We start from the raw sequence: 19,284 nt of genomic DNA, 5'->3' as shown, positions 1-19,284 counted from the left end.
TTACCCTTTTCATTCTTACGAAAGTTATTTATCGAAAGCGGAACGACCTGCCCGTTGCGCAACACCCGGGCCCGCAGGATTACTGTGGTCGCTGGATTGCTGCATTTCGGGTTCGTTTTCGAAAAACGGATCATTGAAATGTTCACGCAATTCTGTTTTCACTTTTTCAATACATCGCGATACATGACCGGGACTGTGCCCCATCACAATTGCGATGCGGTCAATCGGCCAGTTCCCCAACTCGGCCAGCGTCAGCATGGCGAAGTGCTTCCACTTCACCTGGTTGAGAGCGGCGTAATGGTTTTTCATGTCCTCCCAGAGGTGATCCACGCCTAACCGGGGTAGGACAACCTTGGTTCCGTTTGATTTCGTCACCGACATCGTTATGCTCATTCCTCTCGATGAAGATTTGCGATTCATTTTCTGCTGTTTCTGATCAGCCTGCTGTGTGCGTCAAATTATGACACTGGTAAACTGTCTCAGGTGTAGCAAAAATGAAGTCAGCCTGCCGTTTGGCTGTTTGAGATATCCCCGTTTATAAAACAGAAATAATCCGAGAAATGCTTCCTTCGGACCGCTATCAGAAACAACTGCTTTTCGCCGACTGGGACGCCGCTGCACAACAGAAGCTACAGGACTCGACTGTCCTGCTCTGTGGATGTGGAGCACTCGGAACTGTTATCGCCGAGACACTCGTCCGCGCCGGTGTCGGGACATTACGCATCGTCGACCGAGACTTTGTGGAACTGAGCAACCTGCAGCGGCAGGTCCTCTTCGATGAAGCGGACATCGAGTCCCAATTTCCCAAAGCGATCGCTGCTACGGAGAAATTGCGCAAGATCAATTCCTCCGTGACCATCGAACCGCACGTCGCCGATATCGATCACACCAACATCGCTCAGTTTGCAGAAGGGGTCGACCTGATTCTGGACGGAACGGATAATTTCGAAATCAGGTTCCTCATAAACGACTACTCGTTGGAATCAAACATTCCGTGGATCTATGGCGGTGTCATCGGATCACACGGTCAGACGATGACGATCTTCCCGCACGAGACTGCCTGTCTGCGCTGCCTGATAGAGAGAGTCCCCGAACCTGGCTCGGTTGAGACGTGCGACACGGCGGGCGTTCTTGGACCGGCAGTGAACGTGGTCTCTTCTCTGGAATGCGTTGCGGCGATGAAAGTTCTCAGCGGCAAACGGGACGCCATTGAACCGGTTCTCACCATCGTCGACGTATGGGATCTTTCCCTGCGGAAGATGAACATGAAGACGCTGCGGGAACGGGGCGACTGCCCTGCCTGCCACAAGGGGGAACGATTGTGGCTCGATGGACGCGAAGGTTCGCAAACCGTCATTCTCTGCGGTCGCAACGCGGTACAAGTTTCGCCCCCGGCCGGATTCAAGATGAACCTGGATGAGTTGAACCGCAAGTTACAGAACTCGGCCACGGTCACTCAGAACCGCTTTTTATTAAAAGCGAAACTGAACGAATCCGAACACGAACTCACCCTCTTCCCTGACGGTCGCGCCATCATCAAGGGGACCGACGACATCAGCGAAGCCCGAACGCTCTACGCCCGCTATATCGGCAGTTGAGGGTAGATTACTTTTCGCGGGAGCGTTTCCAGAACAGAACCCGGTCGCAGGAGAGGGTGCCTGCACCCACGAGAAAGAGGAAGATCGAACCGAGCAGCATACAGAAGTCGGTGCGAGCGGCGTGGGCCATTGCCCAGAATCCGTCTTCCGCCAGCATGGGGATCTTTGTGGTGGAGATCGCGACGAGCATGATGATGATCGTCGGAATAACAGCCAGACGAACAAAGAGACCGATGACGATCAGTAATCCGCAGGCAATTTCAAAACTGCCGACGAAGTAACCGAGAAAGTCGGGCATAGGGAGACTGATTTCTTCGAATCGGCCCGCCCCCCTCGTAACCGGATAAAGAAACTTCTGGATCCCTTCCGAGAGAAAGACAAGTCCGACCATTGCTCGAATAAGCAAGACTGAAAAACCACCGCTGGTTTGCATCAGTTTCGTAAACAGTTTATTCATCAGTCAGACTTTCCAGAGTTGAGTAATTGGTGCCGCACAAACCGGTACACCAGACCAAGTAATACAATGCCCGTACCGGTTATCCAGATACGAGTCTCGACCCAGAAGGCAAGCGACAGGCAGAGAATCAGGCCGGCCCAGGGAATCCAGTGAGGATACAATCTCTCTGCTTCACTTAGCCGAATCGCTGCGAGGTTGGTGATAGCGTAATAGATCAACACGGTGAAGGCACTGAATGACCAGGTCGTTTTCACATTACCAATCAATGTTAAAAGCAAAATCACGCCCCCCACCAGCAGAATCGCATTCGTGGGGTTCGAGTTCTTCTCAGTAACCTTCCCTAGATAAATGGGGATATCACTCCGCCGCCCCATGGCGAAGGCGACGCGGGAAAGACCGAGTACCAAATTAAGGAGGACACCCAGCATCGCCGTAACGGCACCCACAGCAATCAACCGCTGAGCCAAGGGAGAGAATTCGAGACTCCTCGCAATCTGTTCAAGCGGGGCACTCTGACTGTAACTCGAATCCATTAAGTCGGTAGACGAAACTGCTGCGACGGAAACAAAACCGACAAGCATATACACGACCGAAGAGACGATCAAAGTGACAATAATGGCACGGGGTATCGTCCGTCGAGGTTCGTGGACCTCTTCGCCCAAGGTGGCGATGCGACCGTAACCGGTAAAGGCGACGAACATCAGCGCACACGCTTCCAGAAAACTGGCGACAGGCGTATCGCCGGTTTCGGGTTGAAAGAAGGGAACCAGATTCTCGCCGGCATTACTTAGCGAAGCAGACAATCCAAGTAAGACGAAACAGGCCAGCGAAATCAACGTAATCGAAACGATGATGATGTTCATCGCGTTCGATCTTTTGATGCCCGAGAGAACGAGTAACGTTACCAGCACGACCGTGATCACCGAAATCGGCACGACCCAGTCGGGGCGTTCTATACCGAGAAAGCTGAGTGAGTAACCGGTGAAACCGAGAGCGGCGGTTGCGGCGGATGCACTTTTGGCACATAGAAACAGGAACCCGGCCACGAACCCGAGCGTGGGTGTCAACCAGCGATAACCGTACTCATAGGTGCCGCCGCTGACAGGATGATTTGCAGCCAACTGCGCGCTGCTGAGTCCGTTCAAGGTGGCCACGAGGGCTGCTACAGCAATCGCCAACACCACGGCCGGGCCGGTGACTTCAGTAGCGATATTCACACTCACGAAAACCCCGGTTCCCAGAATCGAACCAAGCCCCATCATCATCGCCCCGATGAGGCCAACTTCCCGCTGTAATGTACTCACTATCGAATTCCCGTCGTGCCGCAGTTTTCTTTGCCCAGAGATCCAACCAGTCTGGCCGATTCAAGTCACCGTACCAGACTGTTGCGGGAGATACCAATCCAAGACGTCGTTGAACTTTGAAGGAATGGGCTATTGCTATGCCTTACACTCACTTGGATTAGGATCACTTGGATTAAAAGCTGAGGGCTCGGTGCAGGCCAATGCCAGTTCGATTTATTTCTCTGTTTTATTTCGCTGCAGTTCCCCTTTCATGAACATCACCCATTCTCCATCTTCTTCCATCACTTCCGAAGTGGCGATGATTTTGTCGTTCGATTTGAATTCGTAACTGTCGCGGTATTTCGCCGTTTTCTCCGGATCGAAGAAGGAAGGGCCTTCAGCGAGGAGTGTTAGTTTTTTTCCGGAATCGTCGACGGTTCCTTCGTAGTGCCAGAGTTGATTCATCATCGTGTCGACCCAGGTACCGACGTATTTGTTTTTTGAACCGTCATAACCAATTGTCTGAATCGCCTGGAACGTTTCTCCATTTGCGTCCCCTTCCATCCGGTTGACGACCCAGAAGTCCCCCAGCATCTGAGAGCTCATTTTCCCCGAGCACTCCACAGAGGGTTGATCGGGATTACCAATCGATTGCGAAGTCGATGTCCACTCGCCCGTGAATTGCTTCAGCCAGACATGCTCTTCCTGAGCTTGCGGGAACTCCGGTTCCGCCGATAGGAGCGATGTGTTGAGCAGAACGAAACAACTGAGTGCGATAAGTATACGATTCATAATACCAATTCCTGACTGAGTGTTAAGCTGGTGAAAGTGTCATCATAGTTCGTCGGGCATCGTATCCAAAGGACGTATTTCGACAGTCCCCTTCTTGGCCGGGGGAATGCGACTGGCGATCTCGATTGCTTCGTCCAGGTTGTCGACGTCAATGATATAATAACCACCAAGTTGTTCGGTTGTCTCGGCGAAGGGGCCATCTGTCACTTGCTGGTTTCCTTCCCGAACACGCACGCTGGTCGCCGTTGAGATGGAACGCAGAGGCGAGGAAGCAATCCACTTCCCTTCCGCTTCGAGTTCCTGACAGATCGCCATCGAGTCGCGCATGCAGGTCTCGCGTTCCTCTGGCGTCCAACTGTTTTCATCACCGTAGATGAGTAACATGTATTTCATAATAAGATCCTAATAAGGAATACGAAATTGTCTGATTCAATATTTTCACAATGTTTGTAACGGGAACGTATCGAAGTTTAGTGTTTACGCTTCGGGTTGGCTCCAGTCGGGAGCGTCCAGTTTATCCGGATCGTCGATGGTCCAGGCTGTATTGTTAAGTGGGTTAAAGGGAATGGAGGCATGCTCGTGGATTACTTTCCATTTCCCTTCAATCTTACGATACGCCACAGTGATTCGCATCCAAGTCATTCCACAGGGGTGCTGGGGATCATCGGGGATGAAGTGATGTAATCCATACATGAAGGCGGTGTTCCCTTCGACATGGATTTCAAGATCACGATGCTCCGAGCGAAATGATTCCGGGAAATGAGGCAGACAGTTGGCCCAGACATTGCGGATATTTTCGACTCCGACCGTCTTGTAAGGCGGAATGGCGTCGAACAAAATGGCGTCCTGAACGTAGTCGGCCGTCAGTCCATCCAGATCTTTCGCTTCGAGCGCTCGGGACCATTTGTCGATCATCTCCCGAATCATGTTTTCGTCTGCGGTGTTGTTTTGATAAGTGGTCATTTTTATTCTCCTGATTTGCGTCTTGTTTTTGAACTAAGTGATAGTGATCGAGAGACGACGACCTACCCCGGTTCGCCCGGCACCATGACCATCCACCCCACCCCGAATTGATCTGTTAATTGACCGTAGCAGGGAGAGAAAAATGTTTTTTCCAGCGGCATGTCGACCTGTCCCCCTTTGGCGAGCGCGTTGAAGGTCCGTTCGGCGTCCGCCTGGGTGGCGACAGAAAGTGCCAGACGAAAACCGGAGAAGGGAGCGGTATCGTTGCAGCCGTCCGATCCCATCAGGCTCATCTGGCCGACGCGGAACTGGGCGTGCATCACTTTGTTTTCAAAGCCCTCCTGCAGCATTCCTTCGGGAAAAGGGTCGGGACATTCACTGAATCGCATCAGACAATCTACGGTCGCTCCGACAGCTTGTTTGTAAAACTCGAGGGCTTCTTCGCAGGTCCCTCCGAAGAAGAGATAAGGTTGAACCGTTGCGGACCGCAGGGAATTCCTCGCGGCGAGGGCCTCTTCCTGTTCGCGCAGTTCCGGAGTAAATTCGTCGCCGAAGTCCTCTGCCTCGAAGACAGGGCGTAACTCCAGTTCCCCTTCTTGAAACGGACTTTGTTTGGCCCAGTCGAGTGCCTCTTCCATCGACTCGACTTGCCACATCCAGAAACCGGCGAGCAGTTCTTTGGTCTCGGCGAATGGACCATCCGTCACGATGCGTTTCTGTCCTTCACACGCGACCCGCTTCCCTTTGGAAGTCGGATGGAGCCCTTCGCCCGCCAGCATGACTCCCGCCTGAGAAAGCTTTTCATTAAACGCCCCCATTTCCGTCAGGATTTCTTCACTGGGCATGTTGCCCGCTTCGGAATCAGCATTCGCTTTCACCAGCACCATGACTTTCATCGGTCTTCCCCTTCAAAGTGGCACTTCAATGTGGCCTGAGTGGTCTATCTATTGTTCGCCTTGAAATGACTCCAAGGCCCTGTTTAGGTAATAGTCGAATGGGAGCTTCGGAAATCGACAACCACGGTAACAATTCTCAAAAGAAAGTCTTTATTGAGTTCTTACCGATCCGCTTTACTCTGTGACCTGTAAAACAGAGCGGTTCTAAACAGAAGGGAATAAAGGAGTTAATGACATTGCCTTCTCGGACGACTGTCTATTCTGCTGAATCAAGTTCCTGCAATTTACGGCGGAGAAAGCGACGTTCCGGTTCCTGTCGGGTCAGGTTCAATGCTTCCAGAAAGGCAGTTCGGGATTCTTCGATGCGGCCCACCCGGCGAAGTAGTTCCCCCCGAGCAGAATGAGCAAGGTGATAGTCGATCAAGTCCCCCCGATCCAGAATAGCCTGAATGAGATCCAGCCCTGCCTGCACACCATCCCGCATGGCGACCGCCACCGCCCGATTCAATTCGACGATGGGAGAATTCTCCGCCTGTCGGAGAGTGTCATATAGTTCGACGATCTGACTCCAGTTGGTTTCCTCTGGCCGCTGCGCCGAGGCATGCACTGCCGAGATGGCGGCCTGAAGGGAATAAACCCCGATCTGTCCAGAAGAAAAGGCACGTCCAACAAGTTGTTGCCCTTCTGTGATCAAGTGTTGATCCCAGAGCGTTCGATCCTGATCGTCCAGTAGGATGATATCTCCGTCCGCCGACTGACGAGCGGTGCGGCGCGACTCGTGTAGCAGCATTAACGCCAACAGCCCCATCACTTCCGGATCAGGAAGGAGATCGAGCATCAACCGGCCGAGTCGGATCGCTTCGGTGGACAGCGCGGGCCGCAAATGCGATTCCCCACCCGAGGCCGAATAGCCTTCATTGAACACGAGATAGATAACCGACAGCACCGCATCGAGTCGCTGTGGCAAATCGGCTTCGGAAGGAATGATGTAGGGAATACCGGCGTCACGGATTTTCGATTTACCACGCACAATCCGCTGAGCCATCGTCGCGGGGGCCGTTAGAAAAGCGCTGGCGATTTCGTCGGTCGTCAGTCCGCAGACTTCGCGAAGCGTTAAGGGAATCTGAACGCGAGGGTCAATGGCCGGGTGACAACAGGTGAAGATCAGTCGGAGTTGGTCATCTTGAATATCGTGATCGGCCAGATCCGCATTATGATGGACGATCTCTTCGACACGGGCGGTGAGCTCGGGCTGGATTTTCCGGAAGTGCGTCCGTCGACGAATGAGGTCGACAGCCCGGAAGCGGCCCGTTGAGATCAACCAGGCGCGAGGGTGCTTAGGCACACCTTCTTCAGCCCACTGCTCAGCCGCCGCAGTGAACGCCTCTTGCATCGCTTCTTCGGCCAGGTCAAAGTCGCCCAGCAACCGAATCAACGTCGCCAGAACTCGACGCGATTCTGTCTGATACAGAATCGTAATCTGATTTTCCAGTTCCGTCTGCTGCCGGCTTGTCATCGAGGTACCACAAACTCAAGTCGAAGAAGATTCTATTTCCAGACAAAGATTTTCCCGCGTCAGCATTTCCTTCTTCAAACAAGGAAGGAACCGTTTTGGGGAATTCATCGCAACGCGTCCCATTTGCCTCTTCTAGTCCGAAGATCGTCAGGAATTCGTCTCAGCCGGCTCGCTCTTAGCCGAGAAACAGGTCCGCCGGTTTCTAAACAACGCTCTAAAACCCTTGAGCGAAGTTCCAGAGATAGGCAAAGAAGAAATTGGACATTTACTTTGGGGTGAAAAGGACTCATCCTTAGAGGAGGCACGAGCGGATTGACCAATTTTGCCACATAGGATACGACTTTTTAGGCTTAGTTGACTGAGGATGCCATCAATGAAACTTGACGATGTCTATGAAGAGCTCTTGAGCATTGTATCAAATTGTGGAGCACAAATAGATGTACCAATTGAAAGCGAACGTTTTTTTGAGAACCTCGTAGATGGATTCCAAGGTAATCAAGTAGAATTCGTTTCGTTTGCTCGTGAGAACGTTGGAGGATGGTTCCGCTCAATTCCAATTGACGGCCCGAATTGGATTCAAGAAGCTGAATGGCAATTCCACAATAACAAACCAATGGTATTTGTTGGGGAGGTATCAATCCCGAAGTCTACTGGACTTTACCATGATGATGCATGTCTGTTTGCCTTCATTTCAGAAGATGGTGTAACCAAAAGTGTGATCCAAGTAGCCTGAGTGTTAGATGGCAAGACCTTTGGGAATAGCCTGGCAGCCCGTTAAAATGACGGTTTTCAACGTGCTCTTATCGTAATTCTTTATAATTGTTACAGCGTCCTTCGCTAAACGATTTCTTGCCGTGAGATGATACATCATGATGGAACACAAGGCATTCATATTTGATTACCAGAAGTTTGAGCAGGAGCTATTACCCGTACTGCAAGACTCTCTTGCAACAGGTGAATGTAGTGCTTTGATTTCATTCATCCAACAAAACTTCAAGTCACTCACCGATCCTTACGAAGGTGAACCACTGGAAGATGACTGGGAAGGGATGATTGAGACAGAGGATGCCCACCAGTACGGAGACTTTGCACAGACAAAATACTACGATCCAACCGATGACATCGGGCTTGGCTCAGCTTGGGAATCAGTCCAGGAAATAGTTCCTGACGACCGGAGAAGCTCACCGATCTTGGGTTTGATTGTCGGAAGTGACAACAATTCTTTCGATCCCGGCAAAATGGGTTCGTATTTCCAAAGCAATGGACAGGTGAGCGAGAGTCTTGGTTTTTTGCAGCAACTTGCACAAGAGCATTCATCAGAAGAAGTAACTGAGGCTGTTGAATTCTTACAGCGAGCTACTCAGTCACAAAAGGGGCTTTACGTTACGTTTTAGCGGGTTGGGTCGGCTGATCTGCCCCCCTTAACCGAGACCAGAGTCTTATATCCAATTCCGGATTCTGGATCAGAAAAAGAGGCAATTAGGTCCGTTATAGCCACATCAGTATAGATTCTGGAACAATTACTTTGGCAACTAAGTTTGTAGGCAGATGGGATGCCGTTAGTGAGTGTTCTCTTTTCTTCCAGTGGCTACAATACCAGAGACGGTGCGCGATCCTTCTCTCGGCGGCTGTCGGTTTCGGTCTGGACATGAATGTTGCCCGGGCCTGTTTATCACCACTGCCTGTTCCCTCTCTCCCTGTCGGTTCCCAGCATCTATGAATTTGAGTACGCGTCAACAAGTCGAAGAACTGATGGATCAACCCGGACTGGATGAACGGGAACACCAGCAGGCGCTTGCCGGGTTGAAGCGGGTCAACTGGATCAGTGGGAGCAGCAGCATGCTCTGGCCTCCGCTGCGGCAACTGGCGCAGGAACACCCGGACCGGCCTCTCAAAGTGCTCGACGTGGCCAGCGGCGGGGGTGATGTCGTCATCAACCTGGCGCAGCGAGCGAAGCAGGAACAAATCCCGATGGAGTTCTCCGGCTCCGACATCAGTCCGGTTGCCGTGGATTACGCCACTCGTCAGGCGACCGAACGTGATCTGTCGATTCCGTTTCACCGTTGGGATGTGCTAAAAGAACCCGTTCCGGGGGAATACGACGTCATTATGTGTTCCCTGTTCCTGCATCATCTCCGTTCCGAAGAGGCGATTTTTTTCCTGAACAAGATATCCTATGCGGCCCGGCAGTTGGTGCTGGTGAACGATCTTCGTCGTTCCCGTTTCGGGTACTGCCTTGCTCAGATTGGCTGTCGATTACTCAGTCGATCACCGATTGTGCATGTGGATGGTCCCCTGTCCGTGCGGTCGGCCTTCACGATCAAGGAAGCGATTGAGCACGCTCTGAAAGCGGGTATGGAATCGGTTACCGTGACCCGTCACTGGCCGGAACGGTTCCTGCTCTCGTGGAGGAATCGCACGTGACGATTAAAAACACTCTGGATATCTCCGAGGCCGCGTCGACGAATTGGGACGTGCTGATCATCGGCGCCGGACCGGCCGGGGCACTCGCCGCGCTGCAACTGGGCAAAGCGGGCTTGAAGACATTGCTGATCGACCGGAAGTCGTTTCCTCGATACAAAGTGTGTGGAGGTTGCCTCAATGAGCGGACGCTGAGTGTCGTCGAGCAAGCAGGTTTGATGCCACTGCTGAAAGACGCGGGCGCGATTCCAATCCAGGAGTTGCAAATCAATAGCCCACGGCGGGAAGTCTCTGTACCGCTACCTCACGGTGTCGCTTTCAGTCGGACTCGCTTTGATGAAATTCTGGTGACGGAAGCAATCACCAAGGGAACTGAGTTCCTTTCCGAAGTCACAGCTCGCCTGGAGGAACTGACGCCTCTCGGCGATCAACGTCGGGTAGAATTGCAATCGACAGATCGCAAGACAGTCATCGCAACCGCTCGCATCGTTTTAGTTGCCGATGGTCTGGCGAATTCGTCGCTCAAAAAATATCCTCAACATAAGAGCCTTTCAACTACGGCATCGCGGCTGGGATTGGGGGGCATCCTGATGGAACCTCCTACAGGTTACGACGCAGGCAGTATTCATATGGCGGTTTCTCCTGCGGGATATGTCGGTCTGACTCAGCTGGAGGATGGCAGCCTGAATCTGGCCGCCGCGCTGAACGCCCCCGTGCTGAAACAGGCGAACTCGACTTCCGGTTTGATACAGCAAATCATTCAAGAGGCTCATCTCCCCGAAATTAATAATCTGGACTCCGTCGACTGGTCTGGGACAATTGCTCTGACCCGTACGACTACCGTCAAAGCCCTACCTCGTACGCTGCGATGTGGCGATGCCGCTGGGTATGTGGAACCTTTCACGGGAGAAGGAATCGCCAGTGCTCTCTGCAGTGGCTACCTCGCTTCTACTCTGGTAGCGTCTAGAATAGATTCATGGGGGACTGCCGACGAAGAGGAGTGGAGCCGATTGCACCGAACTGAAGTGCAACAGCGGTATCAATACTGTCGCTGGATCGCTCGACTCTCTCGTTATCCCCGCGCCGTGGAACTCGCCCTCTCCACCATTAACTGGTTTCCCGGCCTGACCCGTCCCATCATCAAACACTTAAACGAACCCCTCGCTCCTGTGCTGGTCGATGCTCCGTCCTGAGGACGAAGTGTGGAAGCGATCAATTCTCTTCGTTGACTGGCACATCTTTTTATACTGGCATATCGCCTTAACCAAATAGAGCATTAAATGAGTTTTGAAATACTGGGGGTCGGTACGGCTAATCCCGAACACGCGGTTCAACAAAAAGACGCGGCGGAGATTGCCAAACATCTGGGTCGAGTCGACGAAAAAAAACAGAGGCAAATCGTCGCGCTCTATCGTCGATCAGGAGTTCAGCAACGGTATAGCGTGCTGTTAAACTCGTCCGAAGACGGAGCGGAAAATCGTCAATCGTTCTACACCCCAGGGGAAGAACCGGGAAATTCCGGTCCCGACACGGCGGCGCGAATGGAACAGTATGTTCTGCACGCAGCCCCACTCGCTATAAAAGCAGCGAACAAAGCGCTGCTGGATTCGGGGAAGGCTCCGGGGGAGATCACTCACCTCGTTACGGTTTCCTGTAGTGGCTTTTCCGCACCGGGGTTTGATATAGAATTGATTCGCGAACTTGGATTGCCCGAAGAGACAGCCCGGACGCATGTCGGCTTCATGGGGTGTCATGGTGCCATGAATGGTTTGCGAGTCGCCAAAGCGTATGCCGACGCCGACCCGAAAGCTTGTGTGCTCGTTTGCGCCGTGGAATTATGCAGCGTGCATCATCACTACGGTTGGAATCCACAGCGGATCGTGGCGAACTCTCTCTTCGCTGATGGAGCCGCCGCAGTCGTTGGATGTCATCGAGAGACTCCTACCGGGGAGGATTGGACAATCGTCGCCAATGGTTCCCGGCTGCTGCCCGATTCCCGCGAGATGATGAGCTGGGAAATTGGAAACAACGGTTTCGAAATGGGCCTGTCCCCCGAAGTGCCCAATGTGATCCAGCAGTACCTACCCGAATGGATGGAAGCCTGGCTGGGCCGCCATCAATTGACGACGAAAGAGATCGCTTCCTGGGCCATTCATCCGGGGGGCCCTCGTATCTTGCAGGCCACGGCCGAAGCCCTTGGCCTCGACGATCAACAGATGGAACCTTCCCGCCGTGTACTGGAAGAATACGGCAATATGTCTTCGCCCACCGTCCTCTTCATCATTGAACGTCTTCGCCAAGCAGAAGCTAAACGCCCTTGCGTCATCCTTGGTTTCGGTCCGGGATTAGTGGCTGAGGCCGCGTTGATTTTGTAAAGGACAAATTTAAATCAAGAGACCGGTTCGCATGGAGAGTCCCGTCAGGTACCACTGAGCAACTCGAACCATTAAAGTATAAGTGGGAAAATTGAAGGACTGCTGTCCTGCCCCGTGATTGTTTTCCACCAGCATGAGGAAATCCTGACATGAGTATTGCTGAACATATTAAGAAGTCTCTCGTCACACCGACCCAGCTTGTCAATGTTTACCTGTCTGATTTGTCCGATGACGATTTGCTGCTGAAACCGGCTGAGGGGATTAACCCGATTAACTGGCAGGTGGGGCATTTGATTGCTTCGGAACATCAACTGATCGAAGCGATTGCTCCGGGGTCCATGCCCGCGTTACCCGAAGGCTTCACCGAGATTTATGACCGCAAGAATTCCAGTGGAGACGACACGTCAGCCTTTCTTCCTAAAGAAGAACTGGTGAAGCTGATGAATGAACAACGCGAAGGCACGCTCGCCGTCCTCGCCAAGATGTCTGATGAAGACTTGATGAAACCGGGTCCGGAGCAATTGCAGCAGATTGGCGAAACCGTGGGGTCGATCTTTGCGATGCAAGGCACCCACTGGACAATGCACGCCGGTCAATGGGTGATCGTTCGTCGTCAACAGGGCAAACCCGTTCTGATCTGAAAACGAGGCGGATTAACGAGCACGGTCGCGATGGCTGCGCATCATCGCACCGTGTTGGAATCGGGTTTTTCCGTCCTTCATTACGCGATTACTCGCTTAAATAAATCCGTACAGTCATCAAGCGAGAAATTATTGTCGCAGTTACATATCGACTGCAAACGATTATTGATTAAGTAGTTACAAACGGCCGACGGCTGTCTGCCTCCTGTTTGGACGGTCTTCAGTAAGCTCTGAACAGGATTCCCCCACTGGAAACGACCACGAAGTCTGTTACGATTACGTAAGGACTTCCTGTCCAGAGAGTTTCCGGGGCTGTGGTTTCTGTACCGCGTCCGGATTCAATTTCCCTCCCCAAACCTTCCTGCCGCGATGAGTTTCTCCGGCGCCCTGCGAACCACGTGATAAGTTTTAATTACTTTGCCCGTGGATTTCATTCACCAAAGTCTTTACTGCAATACGCAGTGAAAACAATTGAATTGATGAACCCTCCTGCTCTGTTGTGCCCAAGCTCGTTTTGCTCTGTATTAGACAGATAGCAAAACGGCGAAACAGAGACTCCACGCTGGTGAATGACGGAAACTGTTTAAGTAGTTTTGCGTGCCCGCCTTGTAACTCGCCCACCTTCGTAAAAACGATTTAACCATTACGGTATCTACTATGCGATTACGGACAATTATTTTTGTGATGGTCAGCGTTAGCTCCATCATATTCATTTCTCAGGTCGAAGCTCAGCTGTTCGGCGATCGAACATTGGGGCAACCGCTGACGAAGCAGCCCGAACCGGGCGCAGCATCATCGAGTGCTTCGGGCGGAAGTGCCATTTCAGGCGGAGCCCGTTTCCTGCGCGAGAATCGCGATGAGCGAAGTTTCGTCGGTGCGGATTCTGAGGAAGGCTCGGGGTTCGTTGGTTTGGAACAGGGATCAACTGACGGAAACGTTCGAACGGCCGTGCAGGATTTCCAGGTTGAACGAAGTCAGGCTGGCCGGATCAACCGACCACTCCGACGTCCCCAGGCCAATCAGATGTATCTACCACGTCTCTCCTTAGGATTCTCTGTGCCGAAGGCAGATCCTATTTTGAAGGCGGGGAACCTGAAACAGACTCTGGCGTCTGCCAGTCCCATTCAGTCTGTTGCTCCCGGGATCGAGGTATCGTTTGCAGACGGGCAGGTGACGCTTCGCGGTCAGGTGCAGGATGACCGACAGCGACAGTTGTGTTCCCGACTTCTGATGTTTGAGCCTGGCGTAAATACTGTTCATAACGAGCTCGAAGTGTCCCTTGCACCTCAGCCGATCGTCCCGATCCCGAATTAAGCGGAATCTGTCGTTCCGATTTTCGATCCCAGCCTTTGTAAGCTGAGTTCGTCGTTTGGCTCTGTTGTCGCTGTTCCGTTTTTGCCAACTGTTGACGCATTACATCCAGCGACGCCCGCAACTCCTGAATCTCCAAGTCCTGCGCATTAAGTTGTGGTTCAGGCCGATACTGACTGGTTCGTTCTACAGGCATTTTCTGATCTACTTGCGCAGGGAGTTCTCCTGCCTCGAAACGGTCCAGTTCCTGTGGCGCCCGCGAACTAGTCGACTTCGCCCCCGGCTGAGGGAAATATAAACTGCTTTCGCCACTATTATCAACAGGGATATCCCATTCCGCCTGAGGATCGGTTAGATGTTTATCTATGAATCGCTTGGGTACTTCGATCGTTTCCGTCTGCATCCGCAGGGGTTCCGCATTTTGCTTTTTTAAAGCAGATTCGGTTTCTTCATACGAAGCTTGTTGAATGCCGCCAGCAGCGGCCGCTTTCTCTTCGTCCTGTTTTTTTCCGAGCATAAACCCCTTGGGGATTCCGGGAAGAGATTGCATTGCCGGATCGGACATGACTGTCTCTCCCGCTTCTCCTTCGAAGCGGACCAGCAGGCTGATTTTCCGAGGTTCGCCACCTATTTCTTCCCAGGGAAGCCAGAAGCTGTAAGAGTGCCCCAAAGCCGATTTGCTGTAATGCTCTTCCAGACGGTCTGCTTTAAAAACAAATTTACGGTCAGGAATGGCATCGGCGTCGACACCCGTGTTATCAAACGCATAAATAACGACATCACCAGCAACGCGAATCGGCTTGGCGCCCTGTGAGTCGTAGAACATCACCCGTCCGCCAAAACCACGGACCCCCTTCTGGCTCCGCTGATTCATGATCGTATCTTTCCAGACCGCCACCAGGCGCTCCGGAGAACGGATCTCATCGTCATCAGTTTCCCACGGGAAGGGTTTATTCAAATCGAATTTCATCGCCTGAGCCAGTTGAAATGACGCACACCCAGTTAAAGACAGTGCGGGGATCATGGTCATCAGGAGGAGCGTCGTGATCGCTTGCCAGCGGCGTCGCATCATGGTTCGTTATCCTCTAGTTACAGGTAGATGCACAGTTAATTGTGCAGGGAACGGCGATTTCAAAGTCGGTAGACTCCCCGCTTTGAACAGCGGGAAGTTCGTTCATCAGAAGTTTCAATCGATCCGTTTACTTCGTCTTGCTGGCGGAGGATTTCCGTTGCCACCAGGCAGGCTGTTTCTTCGAGACCACCGGTTGGATCTCGTTCGGCAAAGAGACCTGCTGACGGAAGACTTGATCTTCCTGCATCATCATTGGTTGAATGGAATCCGGCGGAGCAATCGATCCGGGAATCGGAGTTGGCTGCATGTTCAGCGTTTCCGGTGGAGGCATCACGCCGCGGGGATCGTCATCTGGAAAGATGACCTGCAATTCGGTTTCCAGATCACAACTACCATCAAGACAATAACCTGTGTCATAATGAATGGCCGAGATATCCGCTGCACACCAGTGCATGCGAGCTTCTTCAATCTGTTTAAGCCGTTCCATGTCTTGTGGGTTATTGATGATGTAGGGCGTCAGAATAATCATCAGCTCTGTTCGCCGTACCGCACGCGAATCAAACCGGAAGAGATCACCCAGGATGGGAATATCGGCCAGGTAAGGAACGCGACGGGCAACTTTGGAAGTTGATTTGGTAATCAATCCCCCGAGGATAATCGTTTCACCATTGTCGGCACTGACCGTGGTGGACGCGGTTGTCAGATTAATACGGGGAGACCGCAGGACTTCTCCATCGGCCGAAGTCGAAATCGGGATCCCTTCCGCTTCGGAACCTAGTTCTGATTTCTCAGCGTCGATTTCCATCACCACGTTCCCCTCAGGGCTGATACGAGGTGTCACCGCTACAATGAGTCCCACATTCTCCAGTTCGACAGTGTTCACCTGACCGAACTGATTCAATGTCGTATTTACCACTCGGGGAACTCGTTCCCCGACTTGAATAAAGGCGGGTTGGTTATCGAGGGTCATGATTTGCGGACGACTGAGTACATCCAGTCGGCGAGATTCTTTAAGAGCTCGGACGAGAATGTTGATGTTCTCGCTACCGGCCGAAAGAACCAGACCACCAAAACCAAGTTGACTGTTCACACGACCGACGTCGAAGTGGGAAATCGCTTGGCCCGCCACATCACCTGCCGTCGAAAGTGATTTCGTACTTCCACTATTCCCCAGCGGGTTGTTGTTGAAGTCGAAGCCGGGCTGGTTTGTCGCCCCTTGAATAATCTCTTCTGTGATCGTCGTTACACCGTTGGCATTGGTCACTTGCGTCGTATTAGTCGTCGTTAACAAGTCACCCAGCAACGAACGGTCGAAGAGCAAGCTGTCCTGCAATCCGAGTTCGACACCGAATTCATCGGTATCGTTCAAGGCAAGTTCGGCAATTAATACCTGAATCATCACCATCGGAGGTTGTTCGTCCAGTTCTTTGATCAAGCCGAGAATGCGGTCGTAGTATTCCGGAGTCGCTGAGAGGATGATGCTGTTGCTCACCTCCTCAGAGACAACGACGACTTCTCGTTCAACCTGAAGGAATCGGTTTGTAGCCTCGGTGGCCGCTTCGCGTACTCGGCGTTCATCTCGCAGAAACTCGTTAATCGCTTCATAAACATCGAAAGCCGGAGCATTTCTTAGTTTGTAAACGGTCGTTTTCCGTTCGAGCACATCTTTCGCATCGAGACGAATCAACAGGGCTTCGATCAACGCTAAATCGTTGGTCGAACCGGAAGCAATAATGCTGTTGGTCCGTTCGTCGATAGAAAATCGCAAAGGAATGAGTGATGTCTCACCACCGGAACCCGGCAACTGAGGACCCAAGGCCAGTCCGGTTGAACTGGGAATCAATGCTCGCAACATTTGAATCAAAGACGCGGCATCGCCATTAACAATTCGAAAGACTTTAATCTGAGCCTGTTCGGTAGGTTCGCGGTCGAGTTGATCAATCAAGGCGTCCAATAGCGCGAGGCTATCTTCCGGCGCCGAGATAATCAATGTATTTGTCCGTGGATCGGGCGTGATGCGAACATCCTGGAGAGCTCCTGTTTTTAACAGTTTTTCTCCTTCGGCATCGACGGTCAACAGTTCAAGAACTTTCGATTTTCCACCGGCACCTTGTCCACGGGCAGCATTGATCGCTTCTTGAATCACGGCTGCCAGATCGTTCGCCAGAGTGTTTTTCAGCTTATAAGTGCGAACCTGGTTCACTGCTTCTCCACCGGGGAGATCGAGTCGTTTGATGAGTGCGGAAACTTGGAGTAAGTCACGTGGTGCTCCACGAACAATCAACGAGTTGGTCCGATTGTCGGTGATCACATTCACGGTGGGAGACAGGCCCCCTTGAGGCGTGAAGAATTGCAATACCGACTGCATCGCCGCAGTGGCATCGGCATGTTCGAGTGCGAACAGTTGCATTTCAGATTCGGGATCGACCGGTTCGTCGAGACGTTCGACCAGTTCTTTCATTGCCCCGAACGCTTCCCCCCAACCAATAAGAAGAATCGAGTTCGGATTGCCGAGTGCCGTTACAAAGGCGCGACCCTGGCGACCACCGACCAATTGTTCTGAAATCTGATTCGCCAATGCTTCCAGCGACCGGCCGGAGACATGCTTCAATGGAATCACTTCGATTTCAGGTTCGGCATCGATGGAGAGTTGTTCGATCTGTTCGATAATGCGGCTGATTTCCTGAACATCTTCATCACGACCACGCAGGATAATCAGATCGAGGTCGTCCAATGTTTGAATTTGCACATTGTTACTGAGTTCCCCCAGGCGGGATCGCAGGCGGGCTTCGTCATCAAGATCCATATCCAGATCGTTGGGGTTCCCCTCAATCTGGAAGGAAAGATTGTTCGGGTTAAGGCCATTCTGAAAATTGATCTGTTGAATACCCTCCTTCTGCGGAGCCACCATGCTTTGTGGCTCGCCTTCGGGAACTGCGGGTTTGGCTTCTGCACCCTGCTCGGCACGGTAACCACTCATGTAAGCTTTGATCGCTTTACGAACGGTTTCTGGCTTGGAGTTCCGCACGGGGACGATACTCACTTTGGCCGCCCCCACTTCTGTGGAGGAATCGAGTGAATGAACGAGTTCCGCGAACTGATCTACAAGTCCTTCACGCCCTGTCATAAACAGGCGGTTCTGTTCGGACTGGAATTCCAAAGTCAGTCGGGCACCATCACGGCTTTGAATCTGGTAACGTCCGGCAGTTCGCTGTGGATCGCGGATGAGTCGTTTACCAAGTAACTGTTGAATTTTCTGTTCGAGACGATCGGCCGAATGATATCGCGGGTAATACATGTCTTCGATATTGCGACCCGCTTCTGCGCGATTGTTGCGCGATGCACCGGGAACATTGACTAATGCCGTCTTTTCGACCAGCAGTCGAGCGGCTGTCAGTTTCTGGTTGAGTTCCTGATACTTTCTTGGACTCGCAAGTACAAGCAGCAGGCTATTCTGGGGTTCAATCGTGACTTTGGAACCAGGTTCCGTCTCGAGAAATTTACGGGCGATCTGTTGAGCCGCAAGCAATGAATCCGGACGGCAGCGAATCGTCTCCATAGACTGTTCCGCCAGAGGGGCCGAATTGAGAGCCGGGTTCAACTCCGCCGGTTTCTTACCGGGGGCCGCTGTCGTTTTCTTATCGACCTTCTTAATGAGGTCGGCGACAAGTTGATGAACTTCCTCCGGACCTCTCACGATGAGAAGCTGTTGCTCTTCAATCGCACCGGTTTCGACCCGGTCCGCCTGATCTTTCAGGAAGCCTTGCAACAGTGTTTTAACATAGGTCGGAGATTGATGCTGAAGTTGATAGACCTCAAACTTCGTAGCATTCGATTCGTTTTTCGTATCGGTATCGACGGTCTGTCCGTTTTGTGCTTGCAGGAAAGATCCTCCACCACAGAGGGACCCGAACACCAGCAGCATGCAAAGGGCTCGCACAGATTTCATCCTTGTATAA

The 19,284-nt window shown here is 52.2% G+C and carries 18 protein-coding genes; 8 read left to right on the top strand and 10 right to left on the bottom strand.

Annotation, left to right across the window (positions count from 1 at the left end):
* Window positions 1-24: 24 nt before the first annotated feature.
* Window positions 25-381 carry a hypothetical protein gene (locus tag Pla110_RS01530; protein WP_144992511.1) on the bottom strand — a complete coding sequence of 119 codons (357 nt, stop codon included), beginning with the start codon at window positions 379-381 and terminating at the stop codon, window positions 25-27.
* 179 nt (window positions 382-560) lie between these two features.
* Here Pla110_RS01530 and Pla110_RS01525 point away from each other — a divergent pair, with 179 nt between their 5' ends.
* Window positions 561-1,598, top strand: a complete 1,038-nt coding sequence (locus tag Pla110_RS01525) for a ThiF family adenylyltransferase (RefSeq protein WP_144992509.1) — start codon at window positions 561-563, stop codon at window positions 1,596-1,598.
* Window positions 1,599-1,605: 7 nt separating this feature from the next.
* Here the strand turns inward: Pla110_RS01525 and Pla110_RS01520 are convergent, their stop codons facing one another.
* The 7 genes from Pla110_RS01520 to Pla110_RS01490 form a co-directional block, all read right to left on the bottom strand.
* Window positions 1,606-2,055 (bottom strand): DoxX family protein, encoded by a 450-nt coding sequence (locus Pla110_RS01520; RefSeq protein ID WP_144992507.1) that lies wholly within the window; start codon window positions 2,053-2,055, stop codon window positions 1,606-1,608.
* The gene (locus tag Pla110_RS01515; protein ID WP_231742805.1) at window positions 2,055-3,359 is read right to left on the bottom strand and encodes an APC family permease; all 1,305 of its coding nucleotides are present in this window, start codon (window positions 3,357-3,359) and stop codon (window positions 2,055-2,057) included. Before Pla110_RS01515 ends, Pla110_RS01520 begins: the two co-directional genes overlap by 1 nt.
* Before the next feature lie 213 nt (window positions 3,360-3,572).
* Window positions 3,573-4,130 carry a DUF1579 domain-containing protein gene (locus tag Pla110_RS01510; protein WP_144992505.1) on the bottom strand — a complete coding sequence of 186 codons (558 nt, stop codon included), beginning with the start codon at window positions 4,128-4,130 and terminating at the stop codon, window positions 3,573-3,575.
* Window positions 4,131-4,172: 42 nt separating this feature from the next.
* Complete coding sequence (locus Pla110_RS01505; protein WP_144992503.1) at window positions 4,173-4,523, bottom strand: YciI family protein; 351 nt, start codon at window positions 4,521-4,523, stop codon at window positions 4,173-4,175.
* A gap of 84 nt (window positions 4,524-4,607) precedes the next feature.
* The gene (locus Pla110_RS01500) at window positions 4,608-5,093 is read right to left on the bottom strand and encodes a YybH family protein (protein WP_144992501.1); all 486 of its coding nucleotides are present in this window, start codon (window positions 5,091-5,093) and stop codon (window positions 4,608-4,610) included.
* 62 nt (window positions 5,094-5,155) lie between these two features.
* Entirely contained in the window at window positions 5,156-5,989 is an 834-nt protein-coding gene (locus tag Pla110_RS01495; protein WP_144992499.1) for a YciI family protein, read from the bottom strand.
* Between the two features lie 256 nt (window positions 5,990-6,245).
* A complete protein-coding gene (locus tag Pla110_RS01490; RefSeq protein WP_144992497.1) occupies window positions 6,246-7,505 on the bottom strand; it encodes an RNA polymerase sigma factor in 1,260 nt (419 codons plus the stop codon).
* A gap of 373 nt (window positions 7,506-7,878) precedes the next feature.
* On the opposite strand from Pla110_RS01490, the gene Pla110_RS01485 reads away from it, so the two are divergent.
* From Pla110_RS01485 to Pla110_RS01465, 5 genes are all read left to right on the top strand, one after another.
* Complete coding sequence (locus tag Pla110_RS01485) at window positions 7,879-8,238, top strand: hypothetical protein (protein ID WP_144992495.1); 360 nt, start codon at window positions 7,879-7,881, stop codon at window positions 8,236-8,238.
* 136 nt (window positions 8,239-8,374) lie between these two features.
* On the top strand, window positions 8,375-8,899 hold the full coding sequence (locus Pla110_RS01480) for a hypothetical protein (protein ID WP_144992493.1): 525 nt from the start codon (window positions 8,375-8,377) through the stop codon (window positions 8,897-8,899).
* Between the two features lie 322 nt (window positions 8,900-9,221).
* Window positions 9,222-9,929, top strand: a complete 708-nt coding sequence (locus tag Pla110_RS01475; RefSeq protein ID WP_144992491.1) for a methyltransferase domain-containing protein — start codon at window positions 9,222-9,224, stop codon at window positions 9,927-9,929.
* Complete coding sequence (locus Pla110_RS01470; RefSeq protein WP_197440429.1) at window positions 9,926-11,119, top strand: NAD(P)/FAD-dependent oxidoreductase; 1,194 nt, start codon at window positions 9,926-9,928, stop codon at window positions 11,117-11,119. The genes Pla110_RS01475 and Pla110_RS01470 overlap by 4 nt, the downstream gene beginning before the upstream one ends.
* Before the next feature lie 87 nt (window positions 11,120-11,206).
* Window positions 11,207-12,301: a type III polyketide synthase gene (locus Pla110_RS01465; protein ID WP_144992487.1), complete on the top strand. Its 1,095-nt coding sequence runs from the start codon at window positions 11,207-11,209 to the stop codon at window positions 12,299-12,301.
* A gap of 9 nt (window positions 12,302-12,310) precedes the next feature.
* Here Pla110_RS01465 and Pla110_RS22950 read toward each other — a convergent pair whose 3' ends face one another.
* Window positions 12,311-12,436 carry a hypothetical protein gene (locus tag Pla110_RS22950; RefSeq protein ID WP_261342326.1) on the bottom strand — a complete coding sequence of 42 codons (126 nt, stop codon included), beginning with the start codon at window positions 12,434-12,436 and terminating at the stop codon, window positions 12,311-12,313.
* Window positions 12,437-12,450: 14 nt separating this feature from the next.
* Between Pla110_RS22950 and Pla110_RS01460 the strand changes: the two genes are divergently transcribed.
* Both Pla110_RS01460 and Pla110_RS23050 read left to right on the top strand, forming a co-directional pair.
* A complete protein-coding gene (locus Pla110_RS01460) occupies window positions 12,451-12,942 on the top strand; it encodes a DinB family protein (protein ID WP_144992485.1) in 492 nt (163 codons plus the stop codon).
* Between the two features lie 657 nt (window positions 12,943-13,599).
* Entirely contained in the window at window positions 13,600-14,256 is a 657-nt protein-coding gene (locus Pla110_RS23050; RefSeq protein ID WP_144992483.1) for a BON domain-containing protein, read from the top strand.
* Window positions 14,257-15,452: 1,196 nt separating this feature from the next.
* Here Pla110_RS23050 and Pla110_RS01450 read toward each other — a convergent pair.
* Window positions 15,453-19,274, bottom strand: a complete 3,822-nt coding sequence (locus Pla110_RS01450; protein WP_144992481.1) for a secretin N-terminal domain-containing protein — start codon at window positions 19,272-19,274, stop codon at window positions 15,453-15,455.
* Window positions 19,275-19,284 lie beyond the last annotated feature (10 nt).

Origin of the sequence: Polystyrenella longa, assembly GCF_007750395.1 — a bacterium.
Taxonomy (GTDB): Bacteria; Planctomycetota; Planctomycetia; order Planctomycetales; family Planctomycetaceae; genus Polystyrenella; species Polystyrenella longa.
Note: the sequence above shows the minus strand (reverse complement) of the source record. Positions and strands in the feature narration are given on the sequence as shown.

What these genes read in the sequence shown, in the direction of transcription:
- Pla110_RS01495 (WP_144992499.1), bottom strand. Translation starts at nt 5,989, where the DNA reads ATGAAAGTCATGGTGCTGGTGAAAGCGAATGCTGATTCCGAAGCGGGC.
- Pla110_RS01475 (WP_144992491.1), top strand. Translation starts at nt 9,222, where the DNA reads ATGAATTTGAGTACGCGTCAACAAGTCGAAGAACTGATGGATCAACCC.
- Pla110_RS22950 (WP_261342326.1), bottom strand. Translation starts at nt 12,436, where the DNA reads ATGCTGGTGGAAAACAATCACGGGGCAGGACAGCAGTCCTTCAATTTT.
- Pla110_RS01480 (WP_144992493.1), top strand. Translation starts at nt 8,375, where the DNA reads ATGATGGAACACAAGGCATTCATATTTGATTACCAGAAGTTTGAGCAG.
- Pla110_RS01460 (WP_144992485.1), top strand. Translation starts at nt 12,451, where the DNA reads ATGAGTATTGCTGAACATATTAAGAAGTCTCTCGTCACACCGACCCAG.
- Pla110_RS01500 (WP_144992501.1), bottom strand. Translation starts at nt 5,093, where the DNA reads ATGACCACTTATCAAAACAACACCGCAGACGAAAACATGATTCGGGAG.
- Pla110_RS23050 (WP_144992483.1), top strand. Translation starts at nt 13,600, where the DNA reads ATGCGATTACGGACAATTATTTTTGTGATGGTCAGCGTTAGCTCCATC.
- Pla110_RS01525 (WP_144992509.1), top strand. Translation starts at nt 561, where the DNA reads ATGCTTCCTTCGGACCGCTATCAGAAACAACTGCTTTTCGCCGACTGG.
- Pla110_RS01490 (WP_144992497.1), bottom strand. Translation starts at nt 7,505, where the DNA reads ATGACAAGCCGGCAGCAGACGGAACTGGAAAATCAGATTACGATTCTG.
- Pla110_RS01530 (WP_144992511.1), bottom strand. Translation starts at nt 381, where the DNA reads ATGTCGGTGACGAAATCAAACGGAACCAAGGTTGTCCTACCCCGGTTA.
- Pla110_RS01465 (WP_144992487.1), top strand. Translation starts at nt 11,207, where the DNA reads ATGAGTTTTGAAATACTGGGGGTCGGTACGGCTAATCCCGAACACGCG.
- Pla110_RS01485 (WP_144992495.1), top strand. Translation starts at nt 7,879, where the DNA reads ATGAAACTTGACGATGTCTATGAAGAGCTCTTGAGCATTGTATCAAAT.
- Pla110_RS01505 (WP_144992503.1), bottom strand. Translation starts at nt 4,523, where the DNA reads ATGAAATACATGTTACTCATCTACGGTGATGAAAACAGTTGGACGCCA.
- Pla110_RS01520 (WP_144992507.1), bottom strand. Translation starts at nt 2,055, where the DNA reads ATGAATAAACTGTTTACGAAACTGATGCAAACCAGCGGTGGTTTTTCA.
- Pla110_RS01450 (WP_144992481.1), bottom strand. Translation starts at nt 19,274, where the DNA reads ATGAAATCTGTGCGAGCCCTTTGCATGCTGCTGGTGTTCGGGTCCCTC.
- Pla110_RS01510 (WP_144992505.1), bottom strand. Translation starts at nt 4,130, where the DNA reads ATGAATCGTATACTTATCGCACTCAGTTGTTTCGTTCTGCTCAACACA.